Genomic DNA, 20694 nt, shown 5'->3' with positions numbered 1-20694 from the left:
CGCCGGCCGCCCGTGCCGCATGCTCTTCGGTATGAGTGGTGCGAGTGAGACACGGGCACCGAAGCCGAGTCCGTTGAACGGCTTCGAGGAGACCGTGAAGGACTTCTGGGTGAGCCGGCCGAGGCGGCCGCATGCCGGGCGGAAAGTGGCCGGTGTTGCCGCCGCCATCGGGTACCGGTATGGGATCGATCCCGTCGTCGTGCGGATCGCCCTGGTCGTCGCGACGATCTTCGGCGGCTTCGGTGTTCCCTTCTACCTGCTGGGGTGGCTCTTCCTGCCGGGCGAGAGCGATGAGGTCTCCGGCTTCGAAAGCCTGATCGGGCGTGGCCGGTCGTCGGTTTCGCCGGCCTTCGCCGTCGTTCTCAGCGTCCTGACCGTCGTCAGCATCGGGGGCAGCTTCAGCGGCTCCTGGTTCGACGGCGGCGCGCTCATCAGCTTCGCGCTCATCACCATCGCGCTCTACCTGCTGCACCGCAACCGCGGCCAGGAAAACCGGCCCGCGCCGGTCGTCGCGCGGTCACAAGCCTTTACCGGGAACGGAGCCTTCACCATGACCGACACCGCGACCGAGGCCGCGGAGACGAAGCCGGGGTGGGACCCGCTCGCCGCCGATCCGGCCGGCTGGGACCTGCCCGAGCCGCCGTCCTCGACGCCGCCGCCTCCCACGCCGCCGACCTACGAGCGCCCGGAACGGCGCCGCAACTCCAAGGTCGGCTCGGTGACCTTCGCGCTCGCCGTGCTGACCGCCGGTGGTGGCGTGCTGGCGAACCTCAACGGCGCGAGCTGGTTCTCCGCGCAGCACATCGTCGGTCTGGTGCTCGGCGTGGTCGGGATCGGCCTGGTCACCGGGGCCTTCGCCCGCGGTGGGCGCGGCCTGATCGGGCTCGCCGTCCCGCTCGCGATCGCCGGCATGGTGCTGACGACCGTGCCGTTCGAGAACTTCGACTTCCGCGGCGGCGCCGGCGACATCAAGGAGACGCCGCACTCGGTGACCGACCTGAAGCCGCTCTACCAGCACGCCGCGGGCAACATCGACCTCGACCTGACCGAACTGCCGGCCGGCTCCGCCCCGATCACCACCAACGTGGTCAACGGCGCGGGCGACACCACGGTCACCGTGCCGGACACCGCGGACGTCACCTTCGACTGCCACACCGGTGCCGGCTCCACGGAGTGCTTCAACCGCTCCACCGACGGCATCAGCCAGGACGCGCTGACCGGGACCGACTACGGCAAGGACGGCCCCGGCGGCCAGAAGATCACCCTGCACGTCAAGAACAGCGTGGGCAACGTGGAGGTGCGCCGTGGCTGACCAGAACCCCTACGCCTACGACAACCCGACGGAAACCCAGCCGCCCGCGAAGCGCGGTGGGCTGGACATCTTCACCCTGATCGTCGGGGTCGCGACGCTGCTCGTGTCGGCCTACGTCCTCTCGGACGGCGCGAGCTGGCTGCCGCAGTTCGACTTCCGCTGGGTGATCGCCGGCGGCGCGGTGTTCGTGGGGCTCATGCTCCTCGGCGCGTCGTTCGGCAAACGCCGCCGCTAGAACCGAACACACCACTCACTCTCGAGGCCCTGGATCCCACGCCAGGGCCTCGAGTCCTGTCCGGGGACCTACTCCCACTCGATGGTGCCCGGCGGCTTGGACGTCACGTCCAGGACCACCCGGTTGACCTCCGCGACCTCGTTGGTGATGCGCGTGGAGATCCGCTCGAGGACGTCGTAGGGCAGGCGCGTCCAGTCCGCGGTCATCGCGTCTTCCGATGACACCGGCCGCAGCACCACCGGGTGCCCGTAGGTCCGGCCGTCGCCCTGGACGCCGACGCTGCGGACGTCCGCGAGCAGCACCACCGGGCACTGCCAGATGCTGCGGTCCAGCCCGGCCGCCGTCAGCTCCTCGCGGGCGATCAGGTCGGCCGCGCGCAGGGTATCGAGCCGCTCCTGGTCGACCGCGCCGATGATGCGGATGCCCAGGCCGGGGCCGGGGAACGGCTGGCGCTGCACGATCGTCTCCGGCAGGCCCAGCTCCGAGCCGACGCGCCGGACCTCGTCCTTGAACAGCAGCCGCAGCGGCTCGACCAGCTCGAACTGCAGGTCGTCCGGCAGGCCGCCGACGTTGTGGTGGCTCTTGATGTTGGCCGTGCCCTCGCCGCCGCCGGATTCGACGACGTCCGGGTAGAGCGTGCCCTGGACGAGGAACCGGTAGTCGCCCTCGGCCTTGAGGTCGCGCTCGGCCTGCTCGAAGACGCGGATGAACTCGCGGCCGATGATCTTGCGCTTCTGCTCCGGGTCGGTGACGCCGGCGAGCGCGTCGAGGAACCGGTCCCGCGCGTCGACGGTGACGAGGTTGACGCCGGTGGCGGCGACGAAGTCGCGCTCGACCTGGGTGCGCTCCCCCGCGCGCAGCAGACCGTGGTCGACGAACACGCAGGTCAGCCGGTCGCCGATGGCGCGCTGGACCAGCGCGGCCGCGACGGCGGAGTCGACACCGCCGGAGAGGCCGCAGATCGCGCGGCCGTCGCCGACCTGGTCGCTGATCCGCTGGACCTGCTCCTCGACGATCGACGACGTCGTCCACTGCGGCTTGATGCCCGCGATCTCGTGCAGGAAGCGGCGCAGCACCTCCTGGCCGTGCGGCGAGTGCGCGACCTCCGGGTGGTACTGGACGCCGGCGAAGCGGCGCTCGACGTCCTCGAAGCCGGCCACCTCGGCGCCGTCGGAGGACGCCGTGACGACCGAGCCCTCCGGGGCCTTGGTGACGCTGTCGTTGTGGCTCATCCAGGCGGGCTGGGTCGCGGGCAGGCCGGCGTGCAGGACACCGCCGTCGCCGGTCACGCGGACCTCGGTGCGGCCGAACTCGCGGACGCCGGTCGGCTCGACGACGCCGCCGAGCGCGCTGGCGAGCAGCTGGTGGCCGTAGCAGATGCCGAAGATCGGGACGCCCGCTTCGGTGAGCTTCGGGTCCATGCCCGGCGCGCCTTCGGCGTACACGCTCGAGGGGCCGCCGGACAGGATGATGGCCGCGGGGTTCTTCGCGAGGATCTCTTCGACGGACGCGCTGTGCGGCACGACTTCCGAGTAGATCTGTGCCTCGCGGACGCGGCGGGCGATCAGCTGCGCGTACTGCGCCCCGAAGTCCACGACGAGAACCGGACCGGTGGGGTTGGGCACCTGAGGACCTCCTGGCAGCGGCGGGATTCCCCACCATCGTCCCAGGTGGGCTGGGTCACCCCGGATTCAGGGCCGCCCCTGTCCGCGATCCGGCCTACGGTGCCCGGTATGGCTGTGAACTGGACGAAGGAACTGACCGACCAGCTGGACTTCCACTGGACCGCGCTGGTGCGGCCGAAGCTCGAAGGCCTCACCGACGACGAGTACTTCCGGGAGCCGGTCGCGGGCTGCTGGACCGTGCGACCGCGCAAGTCCGACGACGAACCCGGCACGGGTCCGTTCACCATCGACTTCGCCTTCCCCGAGCCGACCCCGCCGCCGGTCACGACGATCGCGTGGCGGCTCAACCACATCCTCGTCGGCGTCCTGGGGATGCGGATCGCGTCGCACTTCGACGGCCCCGCGATGACCTACGACGACTACCCGTACCCGGGCACCGCGGCCGAGGCGATCGCCCTGCTGGACGAGTACTACGCCCGGTGGCTCGAAGGGGTGAAATCCCTCGACGACGACGCGCTCGCGAGGCCGTGCGGCCCGGCGGAAGGCCCGTACGCGGCGTACCCGATGGCGACGCTGGTGCTGCACATCCACCGCGAGATGATCCACCACTGCGCCGAAGTGCTCCTGCTGCGCGATCTCCACCGCCACCGGTGATCTGTAACACCGAGTCACCGTCGGGCCGATTCACCAGGCATCGAGGGCGGCTCCGACCGGGGCCGCCGCGCCGAGGGGGATCGCGCATGCTCTACCGACTCCGCCCGCCCGGCCGGCTGACCTGGTGCGACGTGCCCGGGTACGCGGTCTGCCGCGCCGACGACCAGCCCCAGCCCGACTGGGAGCGGCTGTCGTGGGTGCCCGCCGAAACGCGTGCGTTCAGCACCGATCTGCTGCGGATCGCCGTCCGGTGCGGGGTGCGCTCGGGTGGCGGGATCGTCCTCGACGCCCGGCACACCGAGGACCTGGGCCGGGCCGACGAGCTGCGGTGCGACCGGATCGCCGCCGCCCAGGCCCGGGCGGAGCAGCTGGTCGGGGTGGCGGGCTCGAACGCCCGGCGGGAAGAGCAGGAGTGGGACCACACCGAGGAAGCGGCTCGCCGGGCCGAAGCGGACCTCGCCGAGATCCTGGCGCTGCCCGTGCAGCCGCACCTGGTCGCGCACTGGTGCCGGCTCGGCGGCCACTACCCGGACTGAGCGGGACGGACGGGCCGGAGCCACCCCCACGAGGGCTCCGGGCCGTCCGCGGTCACCGGGTCCGCCGCGGGAGCAGCAGGAACCCGAGCACCATCCCCAGCAGGCACGGGAGGCCGTGGTTGTCGTGGACGACCGTGTCGACCACGGCCAGCACCGGCACGGCGAACGCCATGACCCGGAACTGCGCCGGCAGCACCACGCCGTAGCGCCGGGACGCCACGATGACGACCACCGCCAGCGCGCCGATCAGGCCCACCACGCACATCGAGTTGCCCGCGCCGACCGGGTTCAGCCAGAGGTAGCTCATGACCTGGCCGAACAGACCGCAGCCGAAGTAGAGGACCAGCCAGCGCACGCGGCCGAACACGCGCTCGGCGAGCGTGCCGAACACCGCCAGCCAGAGCAGGTTCGAGACCAGGCCGAACGCCCAGCCGTCCTGGAAGAACATCCCGGTGACCAGGCGGTACCACTCGCCGTCGTCGATGCGCGCCGCGTCGCGCACGACCGCGTCGTACAGCGGCCGGTGCGCCAGCTGCGCGATCCCGCACGCCAGCGTCACCAGGAACACTGTCGCGGTGAGGTACGGGCGGCGGGCGCCGGTGGCGAGTGCCCCGAACGGGGTGCGGGATGCGGCGGGCGCGGTCATGGACGAAAATCTAGGCGCGACGACGCCGCCGCACCCCCGACGTTTGTCACGACCTCCACGGGAAAGGCACTGGCATGCGAGCGACAGTCATCTACGGCGCCGGCGATGTCCGGGTCGAGACGGTTCCCGACCCGAAACTGGCCGAGCCCACCGACGTCGTCCTGCGGGTCGTGCGGTCCTGCATCTGCGGCAGCGACCTCTGGCCCTACGCCGACATGCCACCCCGCGAGCACGGCCGCCGGATCGGGCACGAGTTCCTCGGGATCGTCGAGGAGACCGGCGCCGACGTGCGAGGCGTCAAGAAGGGCGACCTCGCCGTCGCGCCGTTCGTCTGGTCCGACAACACCTGCGAGTTCTGCCGCGAAGGCTTGCAGACGTCCTGCCTGCACGGCGGCGGCTGGGGCGCGAAGGGCGTCGACGGCGGCCAGGGCGAGGCCGTGCGCGTCCCGCAGGCCGACGGCACGCTGGTCAAGCTCCCGCACACCGAGGACGACGACCTGCTCGCGTCGATGCTCACGCTGTCGGACGTCTTCTCCACCGGCCACCACGCCGCGGTGAAAGCGCGCGTGCGCGAGGGCCAGAACGTCACGGTCATCGGCGACGGCGCCGTCGGGCTCTCCGCCGTCCTCGCGGCGAAGCGCCTCGGCGCCGACCGGATCGTCCTCATGGGCCGCCACCAGGCCCGGACCGACCTCGGGCGCGAGTTCGGCGCGACCGACGTCGTCGCCGAGCGCGGCGAGGAGGGCGTCGAGAAGGTGCGCGAGCTGACGGACGGCCAGGGCACGCACGCCGTCCTCGAGTGCGTCGGCACGAAGGGCGCCTTCGAGATGGGCGTCGGGGTCGTGCGCGCGGGCGGCGCGGTGAGCCGGGTCGGCCTGCCGCAGTACGAGGACGGGCCGATCGGCGTGGGCGTGTTCCGCCGCAACGTCACGGTGACCGGCGGAGTCGCCCCGGCGCGCCACTACATCCCCGAGCTGCTGCCGGACGTCCTCGACGGCAAGTACCAGCCCGGCAAGGTCTTCGACCGCACCATCGACGTCGAAGGCGTGCCGGACGGCTACCGCGCCATGGCCGAGCGCGAGGCGCTGAAGGTGCTCATCAAGCCGTGACCCGACCGGGTGGGTTCCACGTTCGGGGGTTCCCACCCGGATTACGTTGGTACGCATGGACATGATCACCCCCGAGCCGCGCCCCGCCTGGATCGCCGGCCGCCCGGAGCCGGGCGCCACCACCCTCGTCGTGCACCACCCGTACGACGGCAGTGAGGTCGCCACGGTCGCCGTGCCCGGGCCGGAGCAGGTCGAACGCGCGGTCGCCGCCGCGGTCTCGGTCGCGAAGGAGCTGCGCGCGACCCCCGCGCACGTCCGCGCCGGCGCGCTCGAGCACGTGTCCCGGGTGCTCGCCGCCCGCGCCGAAGAGATCGCCGAAGTCATCACCGCCGAGAACGGCAAGCCGCTCAAGTGGGCCGAAGCCGAGGTCAAGCGCGCGGTGTCGGTGTTCCGCATCGCCGCCGAGGAGGCCCGCCGGTTCAGCGGCGACGTCCAGCGCCTCGACACCGACCCGGCCGGCGAGGCGCGGCTGGCGCTGACCCGCCGCGTGCCGCGCGGGCCGGTGCTCGGCATCGCGCCGTTCAACTTCCCGCTCAACCTGGTGGCGCACAAGGTCGCGCCGTCGCTGGCGATCGGCGCGCCGATCATCGTCAAGCCGGCGCCGCGCACGCCGCTCTCGGCGCTGATCCTCGGCGAGATCCTGGCCGAGACGGACCTGCCCGAGGGCTCGTTTTCCGTGCTGCCGCTGGGAAACGACGAAACCAAGGCGCTCGTCGCCGACCCGCGGCTGCCCGTCGTGTCGTTCACCGGCTCGGGCCCGGTCGGCTGGTCGCTCAAGGACGCCGCGCCGCGCAAGCACGTCGTGCTGGAGCTCGGCGGCAACGCGGCGGCCGTCGTCCTGCGCGACTGGCCCGACCCCGAAGGCGCCGCGCACCGCATCGCCACCTTCGGCAACTACCAGGCCGGGCAGTCCTGCATCGCCGTGCAGCGGGTGATCGTGGACGCCGCCGTCGCGGACGAGTTCGTGCCCGCGCTGGTGGAGGCGGTCGAAGCGCAGCGGACGGGCGACCCGTACGACCGGAACACCGACGTCGGCCCGGTCGTCGACGAAGCCGCCGCCGAGCGGATCGTCGCGTGGGTCAACGACGCTGTCGGCGCGGGCGCGAAGCTGCTCACCGGCGGGACGCGCGAGGGCGCGACCGTGGCGCCGACGCTGCTCACCGACGTCCCGCCGGACACCAAGGCGTGGGCCGAGGAGATCTTCGGCCCGGTGCTCGCCGTGTCCGTTGTGGACGGTGTCGACGAGGCCTTCCGCTCGGTCAACGAATCCGCGTACGGCCTGCAGGCCGGCGTCTTCACCACCGACGTCCAGCTGGCGTTCCACGCGTCGGCGGAGCTGGAGGTCGGCGGCGTGATCATCGGCGACGTCCCGTCCTACCGCGCCGACCAGATGCCCTACGGCGGCGTCAAGGGCTCCGGCGTCGGCCGCGAAGGCGTCCTCGCGGCCATGCACGACCTGACGGAGGAGCGCGTCACGGTCTTCACCGGCATCGACCTCTAGACGACGACGCCCTGCCCGAACCGGAAGACGTTGTAGGGGTCGTACTTCTTCGCGACGTCCCCGAGCCGCTTGGCGTTGTCGCCGTAGTAGGCGGCCTTCCAGTCGGGCAGGGCCGGGTCGATGTAGTTGACGTACCCGCCGCCCGCGCCGGCCGCCGCGAGACCCGCGACGACGTCACCCACCGACTGCGTGACCTTCGCCCGGGTCTTCGCCGTCGCGGGCGCGTAGATCTGGACGCTGGCCAGCGCGTCGCGGTGCCAGAACGCCGTCGCGTCCTTCGCCGGCTCCCCGACCTTCCCGCCGAGGCCGTCGATGAGCAGGTCCATGCCCGTCCGGCCGTCGGCGAGGGCGACGACCTTCGCGGGGTCGACCGGGCTCGTGATGATCCGTGAGGACGCGACGAACGACTGCCGCGCCGAGCTGCCGGAGAAGTAGTTCATGGCGCCGAGGTAGTCGAGGCTCTTCACGGTGCGCTGGGTCGGCCGCGCACCGGCGTTGGTGGTGAGGTTGTTCAGCAGCGTGTTCAGCGCGGGTGCGTTGCCGACGTAGCAGCCGCCGACGCGGCACTGGACCGGCGAGCCCCCGGAGAGCACGATGTTCGCCCACAGCTCCGGCGGCATCGCGGCGATCCACTGCTGCCACGCGCCGAGCACGCCGGCCGCGGAACCGGCCGGGAAGTGCAGCGAGAACACCGTCAGGTTCGGCGCCGGATCGGTGTCGAAGGTGAACTCGGTGACGATGCCGAAGTTGCCGCCGCCCCCGCCGCGCAGTGCCCAGAACAGGTCCGGCTCGGAGCTCGCGGACGCCGTCACCAGTTTGCCGTCGGCCGTGACGACCTGGGCGGAGCTCAGGTGGTCGCAGGTCAGGCCGTACTTGCGGGAGAGCACGCCGATGCCGCCGCCGAGGGTCAGCCCGGCGATCCCGACCGTCGGGCAGGAGCCGGCGGGCAGCGCGCGCCCGGCCCCCGCCAGGCCGGCGTAGACGTCCTTCAGCTTCGCGCCGGCGCCGATGACGGCCTGGGTGCCCCGGATGTCCACTTTGTTCATCGCGGCCACGTCGATGACGAGCCCGCTCTCGGGGACCGAGTACCCGGCGTAGCTGTGGCCGCCGCTGCGCGCGGCGAGCGTCAAGCGCCCGGCGGCGGCCTGGACGCAGGCCTGCACGTCCTCGGCGTTCCGCGCGCTCGCCACGGCGACCGGGTTGTTGCCGTCGAAGAGCGGGTTGAAGGCGCGCTTGGCGGTGCTGTAGCCGTCGCCGCCCGGGCGCACCAGGCCGCCGGCCAGCTTGGTGCGCAGGTCGTCCCAGTTCGGCGGGCCGGTGGGCAGCCGCGTGGCGGGCGGCGCGGACGTCGTCTCCGGCAGCGCGCTCGTCGAATCGGCGGGCGTCGTGGGGGCGCCCGGCCCGCACGCGGCGGCGACGGCGCCGGCCGCCGACACACCCGCGACGCGGAGGAACGCCCTTCTGTCCATGTGGTCGAAGACGTGCGGCCGTCGGCCGGGTTGCCCGGTCACCGGACCGGCCTGCTCACGCTGTCCACATCGGACTCCTCGCTGCCGGGGACGCCCAGTTTAGGGCCGGACCCGGGTATCCGCGCCTCTGATCGGTACACGGAGGACGGTCGCGGTCAGTTCACGGGCACTTCACGACCAGGCGGGGATCCGCGGCACGTCGCCGTCGAGGCTCTCCCCGCCGGAACGCCCGCTCAGCCAGGCCAGCAGCTGCCCGCTCGTGCCGGTGACGGTGGCGCCGGGCGCGGCACCCATCGTCCACTCCGAGTCGCCCGCGACCAGGCGAAGCGCGGGCAGGTGCGCACTCCGGGAGGTGATCGCGTGCTGGACGACGTCGCCGGCGAGCGGGCCGAGCAGCGCCAGGACGCGGTCGAGGTCGTAACCCCGGTCGAGGTCGGCGAGGTGGATGGTCAGCTCGGACACCCGCATCCGCGCGACGACGGCCCCGCTGACGGGCTCGCCCTGCCGGTTGCGGGCCTCCCGCGCCCAGGCGTCGTCCGGCATCCCGGCGGCGTACTCCTCGAAGCGCGCGGCCGACGCGACGAAGTCGGCGAGGATGTCGGCGGCCCCGCGCCGCGCCCCGGCCTCGATGTCGGCTTCGCGGGCCTCGGGACTGGCGTACATCGGCGTCTCGGTACCGGTGTTAGCCCAGGTCAGGAGATTCTTGAGGCCATCGGCGTTGCGCGCGACGTGCGCGAGGACGTGGGCCCGCGACCACCCGGGCAACGCGCTGGGTGCGCGCAGCTCGGGCTCGCCGAGGCCACCGATGGCCCGCGCCCATTCGTCATCGAGCTTCCGTACCCCGTCGAGCAGCGCGTGCGCCTTCTCGGATGCCGTCACGCCCCGAGTCTAGGACCGCCGCAGGGCTGCCGGGGCGTCCGCCGGGACCGCCGGGTTCTTCGGCGCCACCGGCTCCAGCCGGACGTACGACGAGTCCTGGGTCGGCCGCTGGTCTGCCTCGCCCTTGTTCGGCCAGAACGAGAACGCCCGCTCGGCCTGGGCCGTGATCGTCAGCGACGGGTTCACGCCCAGGTTGGCCGTGATCGCCGCGCCGTCGACCACCGACAGGCCCGGGTAGCCGAACACGCGGTGGTACGGGTCGATCACGCCCTCCTCGGCCGTCGCGCCGATCGGGACGCCGCCGATGAAGTGCGCGGTCAGCGGGATGTCGAAGATCTCGCCCCACGTGCCGCCCGCGATGCCGCCGATGCGGTCCGCCGTGCGTTCGTTCGCCTCGTGGCCCGCCGGGATGAAGCTCGGGTTCGGCTCGCCGTGGCCCTGCTTCGACGTGTACTTGCGGCGGCCGAACAGCCCGCGCTTCGTGTACGTCGTGATCGAGTTGTCGAGGCTCTGCATCACCAGCAGGATCACCGTGCGCTCGCTCCAGCGGTAGCCGTTGAGCAGCTTCGCCGTCTGGACGGGGTGCCTGAACATGAAGCTCACCGCTTGACGCCAGCGCGGGACCGGTGACGCGCCGTCGGTCGCGATCGTCTGCAGCAGGCTCATCGCGTTGCTGCCCTTGCCGTACCGCACCGGCTCGATGTGGGTGTTCTCGTCCGGGTGGATCGACGACGTGATCGCGACCCCGCGGCTGAAGTTCCGGCTCTCGTCGACGTCGGTGCGGGCCGCGCCGATGATCGCCTCGGAGTTCGTGCGGGTCAGCTCGCCCAGCCGCCGCGACAGCCCGGGCAGCGTGCCGGTGTCCTTCATGCGGTGCAGCAGGTTCTGCGTGCCCCAGGTGCCGGCGGCGAAGACGACCTTCTCGGCCGTGATGGTCGTCCGGAACCGGCGCGACGTCGTCCCGGTCTTCTTCAGGTCGACCTCGTAACCGCCGTCGACCGGGCGCACGGACGTAACCGTCGTCAGCGGGATGACCTTCGCACCGTCCTGCTCCGCGAGGTAGAGGTAGTTCTTGACCAGCGTGTTCTTCGCGCCGACGCGGCAGCCGGTCATGCAGGCGCCGCACTCGGTGCAGCCGGTGCGCGCGGGCCCGGCACCGCCGAAGTACGGGTCGGCCGCCTTCGCCCCGGGCTTGCCGAAGTACACGCCGACGGGCGTCGGGTGGAAGGAATCGGCGACGCCCATGTCCTTCGCGACGTCGCGCATCACGACGTCCGAGGGTGTGATCGTCGGGTTCGTGACCACGCCGAGCATGCGGCTCGCCTGGTCGTAGTGCGGCGCGAGCTCGGACTCCCAGTCCGTGATGTGCGACCACTGCTGATCGGCGTAGAACGGCTTCAGCGGCCGGTAGAGCGTGTTCGCGTAGACGAGCGACCCGCCGCCGACGCCGGCGCCCGCGAGCACCATGACGTCGTTGAGCATGTGGATGCGCTGGATCCCGTAGCAGCCGACCTGCGGCGCCCACAGGTAGCGCTTGAGGTCCCACGACGTCTTCGCGAACTCGTCGTCGGCGAACCTGCGGCCGGCTTCGACGACGGCTACCCGGTAGCCCTTCTCGGTGAGCCGCAGCGCCGCGACGCTGCCGCCGAACCCCGACCCGACCACGACGACGTCGTAGTCCGGGCCACCTGCACTGGTGGTGGTGTTACTGGCAGTCACACCTTGAGCGTAACCCGGGGTCCCGGTCCTGACCAGAGGTAAGTTACCGGCCAGTCACCCGTCTGCACGATTCTCGGAAAGTGAGTGTGGGTATACAAAGAGTAGCTCGATGTCCACGCAGGCGAGACCCGTCGGCGGGACACGATTTCCGGGAGGGACCGACATGGGCCCCCAGCAGCTCACCGGTTGGCGCAAGTCGAGCCACAGCCACTTCGAGGAGAACGCCTGCGTGGAGATCGGTTCCGCGCCGGGCGCGGTCGGGGTACGGGACACCAAACAGCCGGCGCCCCGCCCGATCCTCGTCTACTCCGAAGAGGCCTTCAGCGCGTTCCTCGCGCACGTCACCAGGCGGTAGTCCGCCCTGCCGGGAGCTGACCGTCAGCTCCCGGCCTTCGCGTTGCCCAGCACCATCGCCGTGACCTGACGCGCAGCCTCGCAGGGATCACCCTTGCCGATGTTCTTTTCCGATCGGTCAACGCTGATGTCGATGGCCTGCGTGTCACTGGTCCCCACGGCGACCATGCACTGCTCCCCCTTGATCTTCGGATCTTCGGGGCCATACGCAGCCAGCGGATACCCGTCGACGGGCTCGAGCGGCTCCACGAAGGCGTAGGCCTTCCCCTTCTCGGCATACACCCTGGTCAAACCACGTTTATCGAGCTTGCCGAAAATAATGCCGACGCCGGCCCTGCCGGGCGCCTCCCAGTTACACACCGGTCCTACATAGGCGTCGGGCTCGGGTTTTGTCTCCACCTCCGAGCCGAGCAGTCCCGCAACCTGTGCCGGCGTCAACGAATCGCATGGTGCGTGTTCAAGCCTCGCGAGATCGATCGGGTCGGCCACCTTCGGCACCCCCGGACCAGGTACCTCGCCGACCGGCGAAGAGGCAGACGGAGCGCTCGGCGCCGACGAAACCGGAACCGGTGTCCCCCCGTTCGTGGAGTCACAAGCACCGAGCAGCACCAACGCAGCACTCATCGGAATGATCACGCGGCGCATCACAGACTTCCTCCGGTCTGATCGATCTCGGTCCGCTGAGTGTCTTCGGTAGCGGCGTACTTACCCAGCGCAGTTCGGAATTTGTCCGCCATCGCCCGGCAGTACTTCTCACGCGAAGCCAGCGTCTCCAGCAACGCTGCACCGGACGCCCGGATCTGCTCGGCATTGCCCAGGCTGGCGTACTCCAGTCCTGGGCCCTGAGCAGCGGAAAGGTAGTACGCCTTTCTGAAGTCTTCCTTGAACTCGTCGGCCAGGTCGTCCCAGTCCTTGGCCAGCTCACGGAGCGTCGCCTCGTCGTAGGCGAACCCGGCCCCCGAACCAGCCGGCACCCCGTACGAACCCGCCACCGGGATACCGTCGGGGCCGGGCAACGACCAGTCCACGTCCGGGTCGTAGACGGAACCCATCGTCGCCCTCCCCGGCCACGCAGCGCTCTACACCAGACACTCTGTGTTGTAGAACACTAGCAAGGTCCGGCCCTCACCGGCGGACGGTGAGCCCCACCCGCTGGAACTCCTTGAGGTCCGAGTAGCCCGTCTTCGCCATCGCGCGGCGGAGCGCGCCGAAGAGGTTCACCACGCCTTCCGCGTCGGACGATGGCCCGAACAGCAGGGTCTTCAGGTCGACCGCGTAGTCGGGCCCCGCAGCCACGCGCGAGCGCGGCAGTGACGGGTGCGCGGCCGCCGCCGTCCAGTACAGGCCCTGGCCGGGTGCGTCCGATGCGGCGGCCAGCGGTGAACCCAGCATCACGGCGTCCGCGCCGCACGCGATGGCCTTTGCGATGTCGCCGGAGACCGTCATGCCGCCGTCCGCCAGGACGTGCACGTAGCGGCCGCCGGTCTCGTCGAGGTAGTCGCGGCGGGCGGCCGCGGCGTCGATGATGGCAGTGGCCATCGGGACGCCGATGCCGAGGACGCGGTCGGTGCTCGTGACGCCCGGCGTGTAGCCGTGGCCGACGATCACGCCGGCCGCGCCGGTGCGCATGAGGTGCATCGCCGTGCGGTAGTCGCTGACGCCGCCGGCGATCACCGGCACGTCGAGCCGGCCGATGAAGTCCTTGAGGTTCAGCGGTTCCGCGTCGCGCACCACGTGCTCGGCGGAGATGATCGTGCCCTGCACGACCAGGATCTCGACCCCGGCCGCGATCAGGTCCGGGGTCAGCTCGGCGGCGTGCTGCGGGCTGACGCGCGCGGCGACCGTGACGCCGGACTCGCGGACGGTCTTGATCGCCTCGGTCAGCAGGTCGAGCCGGATCGGCGCGGCGTGCAGCTCCTGCAGCACGCGGCCGACCGCGGTCGGGTCCTCGAGGTCCTCGGCCGCGCGGACCAGCTGGAAGATGGCGTCCTCGACGTTCGCGTGGCGCGCCCAGAGACCCTCGGCGTTGAGCACGCCCAGGCCGCCCAGCTCGCCGACGGCGACCGCGGTGCCGGGCGAGACGATCGCGTCCGTCGGGTGCGTGACGAGCGGCAGGTCGAAGCGGTAGGCGTCGATCTGCCACGAGGTGGACACCACCGAAGACGACCGGGTCCGCCGCGAAGGCACGATCTCGACGTCGTCGAGGTCATAAGCCCGCCGCGCGGTGCGGCCCATCCCGATCTCGACCAGGTCCCGCACGTGAAGCCTCCTCCGACGACGACAATCTGCCGTGCCCCATTGTCGCTAGTCCGCGTGGGTGACCCGCGCACGGGGGTTAGAACAGCAGCAACGCAGGCGCGACGCCCGCCGCCAGCCCGGCCGCGGTGCTCAGCGCGGCGGGCAGGGCGCGCCGGGTTTCGGCCGCCTTCGCCAGCGCGCCGACCAGCGCTCCGCCGCCGGCCAGCACCGCCCAGAACGCCAAGCTTTCGCCGGCATCCGTCGGCACCCGGCGGCGATAGACGCGCACGGCCTGCACCTCCCGGCCGACGGCCGAGATCTCGATCCCGACGTCGTCCCCCACCCGGACGCCGAGGCCCTTCTCGGACCCCTCGGCCTCGAAGAGCTCGCCGGACGCCGTGCGCAGCACCAGGTGGTAGATGTGCTTCGTGCTCCCCGACGCGTAGTCGTGGCTCACCTCGACGACGGCTTCCGCGCGCTCGACCGGGCCGACGGACTCGAGGATCCCGTACACCGCGAAGGTCAGACCGGCTCCGGCGGCGACGGCCCACGCCGCGGGCGCGACCAAGCCGCCGGGCACGTCACACCCGCACGAACACGATGACCGGCGCGAGCACGGCACCGAGGGCCAGGGCCAGCCAGGTCGCCACCGGTGGATAGATGTTCAGCCGGACCGCGCCGAAGTACATCGCGCCCAGGCCGAGCAGGGCCGCGCCGATCAGCAGCACCGGGCGCACCACTCCCGGGCGCAGGTCGATCACGCCGCCGCCCGCGCGGAGGTAGGCGATGCTGCCGTCCGCCGTCGAGACGTCGAGCGCGACCGGCTGTCCGGTGGGCAGGTCGAGGTCGGGCCCGACGGCCGTGACGCGGTAGAGCCGGTTCCCGGCGTCGACCGCGATGGTGTGGCTGACCGCGTCTTCGTCACCGCCGACGGGGAGCGCTCCCTGCTCGTGGGACACGATGTGCCCGTCGACGCGGTACGTCGGCGCGTCGCGGCCGGCCAGCACCTGGCACATCAGGCAGACGATCCCGCCGAGGAAGAGCGACACGAGCGCGATCGCGGTGAAGAACACCGTGCGCAGCACGCGCGTGAAGCGGGTGACCGTCATGCCGTTCAGTGCACACTACGAAAGCCACGCAAGGCGATAGGCCGATTACCGTAAGCACGCTAGGTTACGGAAACTCAGAAGGAGACCTTCTCCACCGAGTCCGAACGCAGTACCGACTCCTGCTGGAACTGCTTTTCGTAGTCGGCACGCAGGCCTTCGATCTCCCGCTCGGCATCGCGATCGGCGAACGGGTAGAGCAGTACCACCACATGGGTGTGTTCCCGCACGATCACCCCGGAGCCGCCGCGCCACTGCCCGCTGCCGTCGAGCCGGGTGAAACCGTCCGGGAAGGCCGGGGTGATCTCCCGGTCGGAGAAGGCGGCGAACTCCTTGTCGGTCACCTCGGTGCCGTCCGGCTTGCCGGTGCCGAAGAACAGCTCGGTGCGCTTCCAGAGCTCGCCCGGCGACGGCTGGACCTGCGGTGACGCCGGAGCGTCCGCCGCCGAGGCGGCCGCCACGCCACCGCCGAGCCCGAGCACCGCCGCCGCGGCCACCGCCGCCACCATCCTGGTCATGGGCCGAGTTTCGCGGCCCATGACCAGGGAGGGAACGATCGAAAGGGCGGACTAACGCGTCGTGTAGTTCGGGGCCTCGACGGTCATCGTGATGTCGTGCGGGTGGCTCTCCTTGAGGCCGGCCGCGGTGATCCGGACCAGCTGGGCCTCCTGCAGCTCGGCGATCGTGTTCGCGCCCGCGTAGCCCATTCCCGAACGCAGGCCGCCGACGAGCTGGTGCACGACGTTGGCCAGCGGCCCGCGGAACGGGATGCGGCCTTCGATGCCTTCGGGGACCAGCTTGTCCTCGCTCAGCACGTCGTCCTGGGCGTAGCGGTCCTTGGAGTACGACTTCGCCTGGCCGCGCGACTGCATCGCGCCGAGCGAGCCCATGCCGCGGTAGACCTTGAACTGCTTGCCGTTGACCAGGATCAGGTCACCGGGCGACTCGGCGGTGCCGGCCAGCAGGCTGCCCAGCATCACCGTGGACGCGCCGGACGCGATCGCCTTCGCGATGTCACCGGAGTACTGGATGCCGCCGTCACCGATCACCGGGACGCCCGCCGGGCGGCACGCCTGGTCGGCCTCGTAGATCGCGGAGATCTGCGGGACGCCGACACCCGCGACGATCCGGGTGGTGCAGATGGAGCCCGGGCCGACCCCGACCTTGACGCCGTCCGCGCCCGCGTCGACCAGCGCCTGCGCGCCCGCCCGGGTCGCGACGTTGCCGCCGACGATGTCGACCGCGTCGCCGAGCTCCTTCTTCAGCAGCGAGACGGTCTCGACGACCGCGCGGGAGTGCCCGTGCGCCGTGTCGACCATCAGGACGTCGACGCCCGCGTCGGCCAGCGCCATCGCGCGCTTGTGCCCGTCCGGGCCGACGCCGACCGCGGCACCGACGATCAGGCGGCCGTCCGGGTCCTTCGTCGCCTTCGGGTACTGCTCGGTCTTCACGAAGTCCTTGACCGTGATCAGCCCGCGCAGCTTGCCCGCGCCGTCGACGATCGGCAGCTTCTCGATCTTGTGCCGGCGCAGCAGGCCGAGCGCGGCGTCCGCGGACACGCCGACCTGGGCGGTGACCAGCGGCGCCTTGGTCATGACCTCGGACACCGGGCGGCTGTGGTCGACCTCGAAGCGCATGTCGCGGTTGGTGATGATGCCCACCAGCGCGCCGGACGCGTCGGCCACCGGGACCCCGGAGATGCGGAACTTCGCGCACAGGGCGTCGACCTCGGCCAGCGTCGCGTCGGGCGAGCAGGTGACCGGGTCGGTGACCATGCCCGCCTCGGACCGCTTCACGACCTCGACGGCGGCCGCCTGCTCGTCGATCGGGAGGTTGCGCTGGAGCACGCCGATGCCGCCCTGGCGGGCCATGGCGATCGCCATCCGCGCCTCAGTGACGGTGTCCATCGCGGCGGAGACCAGCGGGATGCCGAGGGTGATGTTCCGGCTCAGCCGGGTGCTCGTGTCCACCCCGCTGGGCACGACGTCCGATTCGGCGGGCAGCAGCAGCACGTCGTCGAAGGTCAGGCCGAGCATGGCGAACTTGGCCGGCATGGGGGTGGTGATGCCGTCGCTGGTCATAGCGGGTGAAGGGCCTTCCTGACGCGGGATGAGCGGGGTCGCCGTGGTCAAATCAAGATCAACTGACGACTCGGAGCCTTCCCCTCATGATATCCGCCGCGTGGGCCCGCCCCGGGCGGTGGGCGAGCCGCGGGGACCGCCCGGTACCGTGCAGGCCGTGGCGCATGATGTCCTGCCTCCAGACCCGTTCGCGGACGACCCGGACGACCCGGCCCGGGCGTTCCTCGTCGACGAGGAACGCCTGGACGAGCCGATCAGCGACTCCGAACGCACCGAGCTGCTGGCCGATCTCTCCGATCTGGCCGTCTACCAGGCACTCCTCGAGCCTCGCGGGGTTCGCGGGATCGTCGTCGACTGCGGCGAGTGCGACGAACCGCACTACCACGACTGGCACCTCCTGCGGGCCAGCCTGGAGCAGCTGCTGGCCGACGGGCGGATGCGCCCGCACGAGCCGGCCTACGACCCGAACCCCGGCGACTACGTGAGCTGGGACTACTGCCGGGGCTTCGCCGACGGCGTGACGGCCAACGAAAGCGCCTACTGACCCCACGAAGAAGCCCTGGTGAGCTTGCTCACCAGGGCTTTTCCGTGTCTTGGGTCCTACTGACCTTCGCCGACGCTCTGCTGACCGGCGGACTCGCTGCGTCCCGTGTTCGTGCCGGGGTCGTTGCCGCTCGCGGCCGTGCTGGTCGGCGGCGGCTCGGTGGTCGGCGGCGGCGGCGTGGTGGTCGGCGGCGGGGGCGTCGGGGTAGGCGTCCCGGTGCCCGGCAGGCTGGTCGTGCCGCTGCCGCTGCCCGGGATGGACGTCGCCGAGCCGGCCGGCGGCACCTGCGACGACGTGGCTCCGCCGGGCGGGACCTGCGGCGAAGAAGTCTGGATCGGGCCCTGGACCGGCGCGTCCGGGTTCTGGAGCTGCGCGGCGAGCTGCCGGTGCTGCTCCATCAGCTGGTCGCGGTTGTCCTCGTCGCTGACCTGCGACAACGCGGCCTGGGCGGCGTCGAGGGCTTCGCGGGCGGCGTCGAGGTTGCCGCCGGCGATGGCCAGGTTCGCCTTCTCGAGGTCGAGCTTCGCGTTCGCGGCCGCCTCGACCGAGCGGGTGTGATCGGAGTACAGGACCTTCGCCAGGCCCCACAGGGTGTCGCCGGGTTGCGCGGAGCGCGCGGCCAGCCCGGTGCCGGTGAACGCGATCGCCAGCACGGCGGCGGCGACGGCGACCGGGACGAGCAGCCTGCGGCGGCGTCCGCTCGAAGCGTGCTGCTTCGCGAGGCTCGCGGTGGTGACGGTCCGCACAGCGGTGTCGACGTCGACCAGTTCGGCCAGCGGCTCACTGTCGATGTCTCTTCGCCACGCCACCAGCAACGCGTTGAGCTCCTGGTCGCCGAGACCGTCGGCCAGCGCCGGGTCGGACCCGCCGAGAGCGTCGAGCAGCGCGTCGTCCGCTTGGACCGCCGACAGATCGGCGGCGAACTCCGCCTCCGACGACGACAAGCCACTGGCGAACACGTCGTCGGGCTCGTAGCCCTTCTCGTGACCGGTCACTCAGATCACCTCCTCCGCGGCCAGGACCTTTCTCAGCCGCGCGAGGGCGCGGTGCTGGGCGACGCGGACGGCGCCGGGGGTCGACCCCACGGCGTCCGCGGTCTCTTCCGCCGACAGTCCGACGACCACCCTCAGCACCACGATCTCCCGCTGCTTGTCCGGCAGCACCTGCAACAACTGGGACATCCGCTCGTTCAGTTCACCTTGCAGCGCCCGCTGCTCGGGACCGACCCCGCCTTCGACCTCGTCGGGGATCTCGGCCACCGGCTCGGCCCGGTTGCGCGCCGCCGCGCGGTGCGCGTCGGCCACCTTGTGCTGGGCGATCCCGTAGACGAAGGCCAGGAACGGACGGCCTTGGTCGCGGTACGAGGGCAATGCCGTTAGCACCGCGAGACACACCTCCTGCGCAACGTCGTCCGCCGAAGCGAAGGATCGCTCCTGCCTGCCAACCCGGGCGCGGCAATACCGCACTACCAGTGGACGGATAGCAGCCAGCAACCGCTCCACTGCCTGGGGATCTCCCTCGACAGCAGCGGCGACCGGTTCATCCAGTCCATCCCCCACATTGGCCATCGCAGACAACAGTCCCAGTGTTACGCGTAGGTGTGCAAAGAACCCGGCCCGTGGTCGCCTCCACCTCGAACCGGTGACCGCTACCGTACCTTCGGCCACCTTCGGACCGGCGCGCGCGGTGCTCCCCGGCGCGCCGCACCGCCTGGAGGCGCGGAAATACGGATTATCGTGCTGACCCGCGATCGATATCGTCGATACAACGAGTGAACGACGTCACGGGTACGAGAACCGTCGGAGGGACGGGGTGCCGGGACGGGATTTCGTCCCGGGGCTGCCCGGATGGGCGCCGGAGTGTGATGGGGACCACACAGGTACGGGCCAGGGCGGTGCGCCCTGGCCCGTCGTCACCTGTATTCCGGCCGTCAGGATCGGGGAGATGCCGCGAGAACGGGTCAGCTGACCAGGCCGCGGCGGAAGCCGTGCGCCACGGCCTGCGCGCGGTCGCGCACGCCGAGCTTGCGGAACAGCCGCCGGGCGTGGGTCTTGACCGTGTCCTCGGACAGGTAGAGCTCGCGGCCGATCTGGCCGTTGCTCTTGCCCTGGCTCATCCCGCGGAGCACCTGAAGCTCGCGCTCGGTCAGCTGGACGCCCGGGTCGGACGGCTGACGGGGCGCGGGCACCGAGGTGCTCGCCAGGGTGTGGGCCAGTGCGGCGACCAGCTCCGGCCGGGACGCGTCCCAGCGGAGGTAGCCACGGGCACCGCCGGCGATCGCGGCGGCGATGCTGCCCGCGTCGTCCGGGGCGCCGAAGACGATGACGTTCGCCTGGGGGTTCGCGGAGACGAGCCGTCGAGTGGCTTCGACACCTGTCGGAACCGCGCGTTGCGTTCCGACCAGCACGACGTCGACGGGCTGACGGGAGTACCGGGCCAGCAGCTCGTCACCGTGCGCTACGCAGTCGATGCGACTGACCCCAGGGACCGCGGACATCACTCGGGTGAGCCCTTCACGGACACTGCGTCGGTCGTCGCAGATCAAGACCGTCGTCACGGGGTTTCCTTCCTGCAGCCGGGTGACATTCCACTTCCCCTATCGGACGCTTTAGCCCGAACCTTGACACGATCCGGTGGCTTTTTTTGAAGTTTCTTAGCCCGGATGCCGGAACACCCCATTCCGACG

At 71.3% G+C, this 20694-nt stretch carries 23 protein-coding genes; 8 read left to right on the top strand and 15 right to left on the bottom strand.

From position 1 onward, the window contains the following. Positions 1-31: 31 nt before the first annotated feature. Complete coding sequence (locus tag QSK39_RS36635; RefSeq protein WP_285482403.1) at positions 32-1312, top strand: PspC domain-containing protein; 1281 nt, start codon at positions 32-34, stop codon at positions 1310-1312. Next, positions 1305-1547, top strand: coding sequence for a hypothetical protein (locus QSK39_RS36630; RefSeq protein ID WP_285482402.1), 243 nt, complete (start codon positions 1305-1307; stop codon positions 1545-1547). Before QSK39_RS36635 ends, QSK39_RS36630 begins: the two co-directional genes overlap by 8 nt. Positions 1548-1615: 68 nt before the next feature. On the opposite strand, the gene guaA is transcribed toward QSK39_RS36630, so the two are convergent. Then, positions 1616-3172 carry a glutamine-hydrolyzing GMP synthase gene (gene guaA / locus QSK39_RS36625; RefSeq protein ID WP_285482401.1) on the bottom strand — a complete coding sequence of 519 codons (1557 nt, stop codon included), beginning with the start codon at positions 3170-3172 and terminating at the stop codon, positions 1616-1618. Positions 3173-3280: 108 nt separating this feature from the next. Here guaA and QSK39_RS36620 point away from each other — a divergent pair, with 108 nt between their 5' ends. After that, a complete protein-coding gene (locus QSK39_RS36620) occupies positions 3281-3826 on the top strand; it encodes a DinB family protein (RefSeq protein WP_285482400.1) in 546 nt (181 codons plus the stop codon). An 86-nt stretch (positions 3827-3912) separates the two neighbouring features. Further along, on the top strand, positions 3913-4362 hold the full coding sequence (locus tag QSK39_RS36615) for a hypothetical protein (protein ID WP_285482399.1): 450 nt from the start codon (positions 3913-3915) through the stop codon (positions 4360-4362). Positions 4363-4414: 52 nt separating this feature from the next. Here the strand turns inward: QSK39_RS36615 and QSK39_RS36610 are convergent, their stop codons facing one another. Further along, on the bottom strand, positions 4415-5008 hold the full coding sequence (locus tag QSK39_RS36610) for a rhomboid family intramembrane serine protease (protein ID WP_285482398.1): 594 nt from the start codon (positions 5006-5008) through the stop codon (positions 4415-4417). A gap of 74 nt (positions 5009-5082) precedes the next feature. Here QSK39_RS36610 and QSK39_RS36605 point away from each other — a divergent pair, with 74 nt between their 5' ends. Together QSK39_RS36605 and QSK39_RS36600 are read left to right on the top strand one after the other, a co-directional pair. After that, positions 5083-6117 carry a zinc-dependent alcohol dehydrogenase family protein gene (locus QSK39_RS36605; RefSeq protein WP_285482397.1) on the top strand — a complete coding sequence of 345 codons (1035 nt, stop codon included), beginning with the start codon at positions 5083-5085 and terminating at the stop codon, positions 6115-6117. A gap of 55 nt (positions 6118-6172) precedes the next feature. After that, positions 6173-7618: an aldehyde dehydrogenase family protein gene (locus tag QSK39_RS36600; RefSeq protein WP_285482396.1), complete on the top strand. Its 1446-nt coding sequence runs from the start codon at positions 6173-6175 to the stop codon at positions 7616-7618. Here the strand turns inward: QSK39_RS36600 and QSK39_RS36595 are convergent. The 3 genes from QSK39_RS36595 to QSK39_RS36585 all read right to left on the bottom strand — a co-directional run bounded on the left by QSK39_RS36595 (position 7615) and on the right by QSK39_RS36585 (position 11685). Continuing rightward, positions 7615-9087 (bottom strand): FAD-binding oxidoreductase, encoded by a 1473-nt coding sequence (locus QSK39_RS36595; protein ID WP_285482395.1) that lies wholly within the window; start codon positions 9085-9087, stop codon positions 7615-7617. The two genes, QSK39_RS36600 and QSK39_RS36595, sit on opposite strands and share 4 nt — an antisense overlap. 171 nt (positions 9088-9258) lie before the next feature. Then, a complete protein-coding gene (locus QSK39_RS36590) occupies positions 9259-9966 on the bottom strand; it encodes a maleylpyruvate isomerase N-terminal domain-containing protein (protein ID WP_285482394.1) in 708 nt (235 codons plus the stop codon). Between the two features lie 9 nt (positions 9967-9975). Then, the gene (locus tag QSK39_RS36585) at positions 9976-11685 is read right to left on the bottom strand and encodes a GMC family oxidoreductase (protein ID WP_285482393.1); all 1710 of its coding nucleotides are present in this window, start codon (positions 11683-11685) and stop codon (positions 9976-9978) included. A gap of 163 nt (positions 11686-11848) precedes the next feature. Here QSK39_RS36585 and QSK39_RS36580 point away from each other — a divergent pair, with 163 nt between their 5' ends. Further along, positions 11849-12040: a DUF397 domain-containing protein gene (locus tag QSK39_RS36580; RefSeq protein WP_285482392.1), complete on the top strand. Its 192-nt coding sequence runs from the start codon at positions 11849-11851 to the stop codon at positions 12038-12040. Positions 12041-12063: 23 nt separating this feature from the next. Here the strand turns inward: QSK39_RS36580 and QSK39_RS36575 are convergent, their stop codons facing one another. The 7 genes from QSK39_RS36575 to guaB form a co-directional block, all read right to left on the bottom strand. Beyond that, entirely contained in the window at positions 12064-12663 is a 600-nt protein-coding gene (locus QSK39_RS36575; protein ID WP_285482851.1) for a DUF3558 domain-containing protein, read from the bottom strand. Positions 12664-12683: 20 nt separating this feature from the next. Further along, a complete protein-coding gene (locus QSK39_RS36570; RefSeq protein WP_285482391.1) occupies positions 12684-13091 on the bottom strand; it encodes a hypothetical protein in 408 nt (135 codons plus the stop codon). 73 nt (positions 13092-13164) lie between these two features. After that, complete coding sequence (locus QSK39_RS36565) at positions 13165-14298, bottom strand: GuaB3 family IMP dehydrogenase-related protein (RefSeq protein ID WP_284745457.1); 1134 nt, start codon at positions 14296-14298, stop codon at positions 13165-13167. 76 nt (positions 14299-14374) lie between these two features. Beyond that, the gene (locus QSK39_RS36560) at positions 14375-14857 is read right to left on the bottom strand and encodes a hypothetical protein (RefSeq protein ID WP_285482390.1); all 483 of its coding nucleotides are present in this window, start codon (positions 14855-14857) and stop codon (positions 14375-14377) included. 1 nt (position 14858) lies between these two features. After that, a complete protein-coding gene (locus tag QSK39_RS36555) occupies positions 14859-15386 on the bottom strand; it encodes a hypothetical protein (RefSeq protein WP_285482389.1) in 528 nt (175 codons plus the stop codon). A 74-nt stretch (positions 15387-15460) separates the two neighbouring features. Further along, entirely contained in the window at positions 15461-15901 is a 441-nt protein-coding gene (locus QSK39_RS36550; protein ID WP_353051107.1) for a DUF3574 domain-containing protein, read from the bottom strand. A gap of 51 nt (positions 15902-15952) precedes the next feature. Beyond that, a complete protein-coding gene (gene guaB, locus QSK39_RS36545; RefSeq protein ID WP_285482388.1) occupies positions 15953-17464 on the bottom strand; it encodes an IMP dehydrogenase in 1512 nt (503 codons plus the stop codon). Between the two features lie 148 nt (positions 17465-17612). On the opposite strand from guaB, the gene QSK39_RS36540 reads away from it, so the two are divergent. Then, on the top strand, positions 17613-18008 hold the full coding sequence (locus QSK39_RS36540; RefSeq protein WP_257926841.1) for a DUF5319 domain-containing protein: 396 nt from the start codon (positions 17613-17615) through the stop codon (positions 18006-18008). Positions 18009-18064: 56 nt separating this feature from the next. On the opposite strand, the gene QSK39_RS36535 is transcribed toward QSK39_RS36540, so the two are convergent. The 3 genes from QSK39_RS36535 to QSK39_RS36525 form a co-directional block, all read right to left on the bottom strand. Next, positions 18065-19003 (bottom strand): anti-sigma-D factor RsdA, encoded by a 939-nt coding sequence (locus QSK39_RS36535; RefSeq protein ID WP_285482387.1) that lies wholly within the window; start codon positions 19001-19003, stop codon positions 18065-18067. After that, positions 19004-19576: a sigma-70 family RNA polymerase sigma factor gene (locus QSK39_RS36530; protein WP_026468912.1), complete on the bottom strand. Its 573-nt coding sequence runs from the start codon at positions 19574-19576 to the stop codon at positions 19004-19006. 392 nt (positions 19577-19968) lie between these two features. After that, positions 19969-20565: a response regulator transcription factor gene (locus QSK39_RS36525; protein ID WP_003073605.1), complete on the bottom strand. Its 597-nt coding sequence runs from the start codon at positions 20563-20565 to the stop codon at positions 19969-19971. Positions 20566-20694: the final 129 nt, after the last annotated feature.

The organism is Amycolatopsis sp. NBRC 101858, from assembly GCF_030269325.1.
GTDB lineage: Bacteria > Actinomycetota > Actinomycetes > Mycobacteriales > Pseudonocardiaceae > Amycolatopsis > Amycolatopsis ponsaeliensis.
This window is presented reverse-complemented; position numbering and strand designations above follow the sequence as displayed.

Coding starts and splice junctions, on each gene's coding strand:
- QSK39_RS36570 (WP_285482391.1), bottom strand. CDS start 13,091: ATGGGTTCCGTCTACGACCCGGACGTGGACTGGTCGTTGCCCGGCCCC.
- QSK39_RS36555 (WP_285482389.1), bottom strand. CDS start 15,386: ATGACGGTCACCCGCTTCACGCGCGTGCTGCGCACGGTGTTCTTCACC.
- QSK39_RS36530 (WP_026468912.1), bottom strand. CDS start 19,576: ATGGCCAATGTGGGGGATGGACTGGATGAACCGGTCGCCGCTGCTGTC.
- QSK39_RS36610 (WP_285482398.1), bottom strand. CDS start 5,008: ATGACCGCGCCCGCCGCATCCCGCACCCCGTTCGGGGCACTCGCCACC.
- QSK39_RS36575 (WP_285482851.1), bottom strand. CDS start 12,663: ATGAGTGCTGCGTTGGTGCTGCTCGGTGCTTGTGACTCCACGAACGGG.
- guaB (WP_285482388.1), bottom strand. CDS start 17,464: ATGACCAGCGACGGCATCACCACCCCCATGCCGGCCAAGTTCGCCATG.
- QSK39_RS36550 (WP_353051107.1), bottom strand. CDS start 15,901: ATGACCAGGATGGTGGCGGCGGTGGCCGCGGCGGCGGTGCTCGGGCTC.
- QSK39_RS36595 (WP_285482395.1), bottom strand. CDS start 9,087: ATGGACAGAAGGGCGTTCCTCCGCGTCGCGGGTGTGTCGGCGGCCGGC.
- QSK39_RS36620 (WP_285482400.1), top strand. CDS start 3,281: ATGGCTGTGAACTGGACGAAGGAACTGACCGACCAGCTGGACTTCCAC.
- QSK39_RS36580 (WP_285482392.1), top strand. CDS start 11,849: ATGGGCCCCCAGCAGCTCACCGGTTGGCGCAAGTCGAGCCACAGCCAC.
- QSK39_RS36635 (WP_285482403.1), top strand. CDS start 32: ATGAGTGGTGCGAGTGAGACACGGGCACCGAAGCCGAGTCCGTTGAAC.
- QSK39_RS36605 (WP_285482397.1), top strand. CDS start 5,083: ATGCGAGCGACAGTCATCTACGGCGCCGGCGATGTCCGGGTCGAGACG.
- QSK39_RS36615 (WP_285482399.1), top strand. CDS start 3,913: ATGCTCTACCGACTCCGCCCGCCCGGCCGGCTGACCTGGTGCGACGTG.
- QSK39_RS36600 (WP_285482396.1), top strand. CDS start 6,173: ATGGACATGATCACCCCCGAGCCGCGCCCCGCCTGGATCGCCGGCCGC.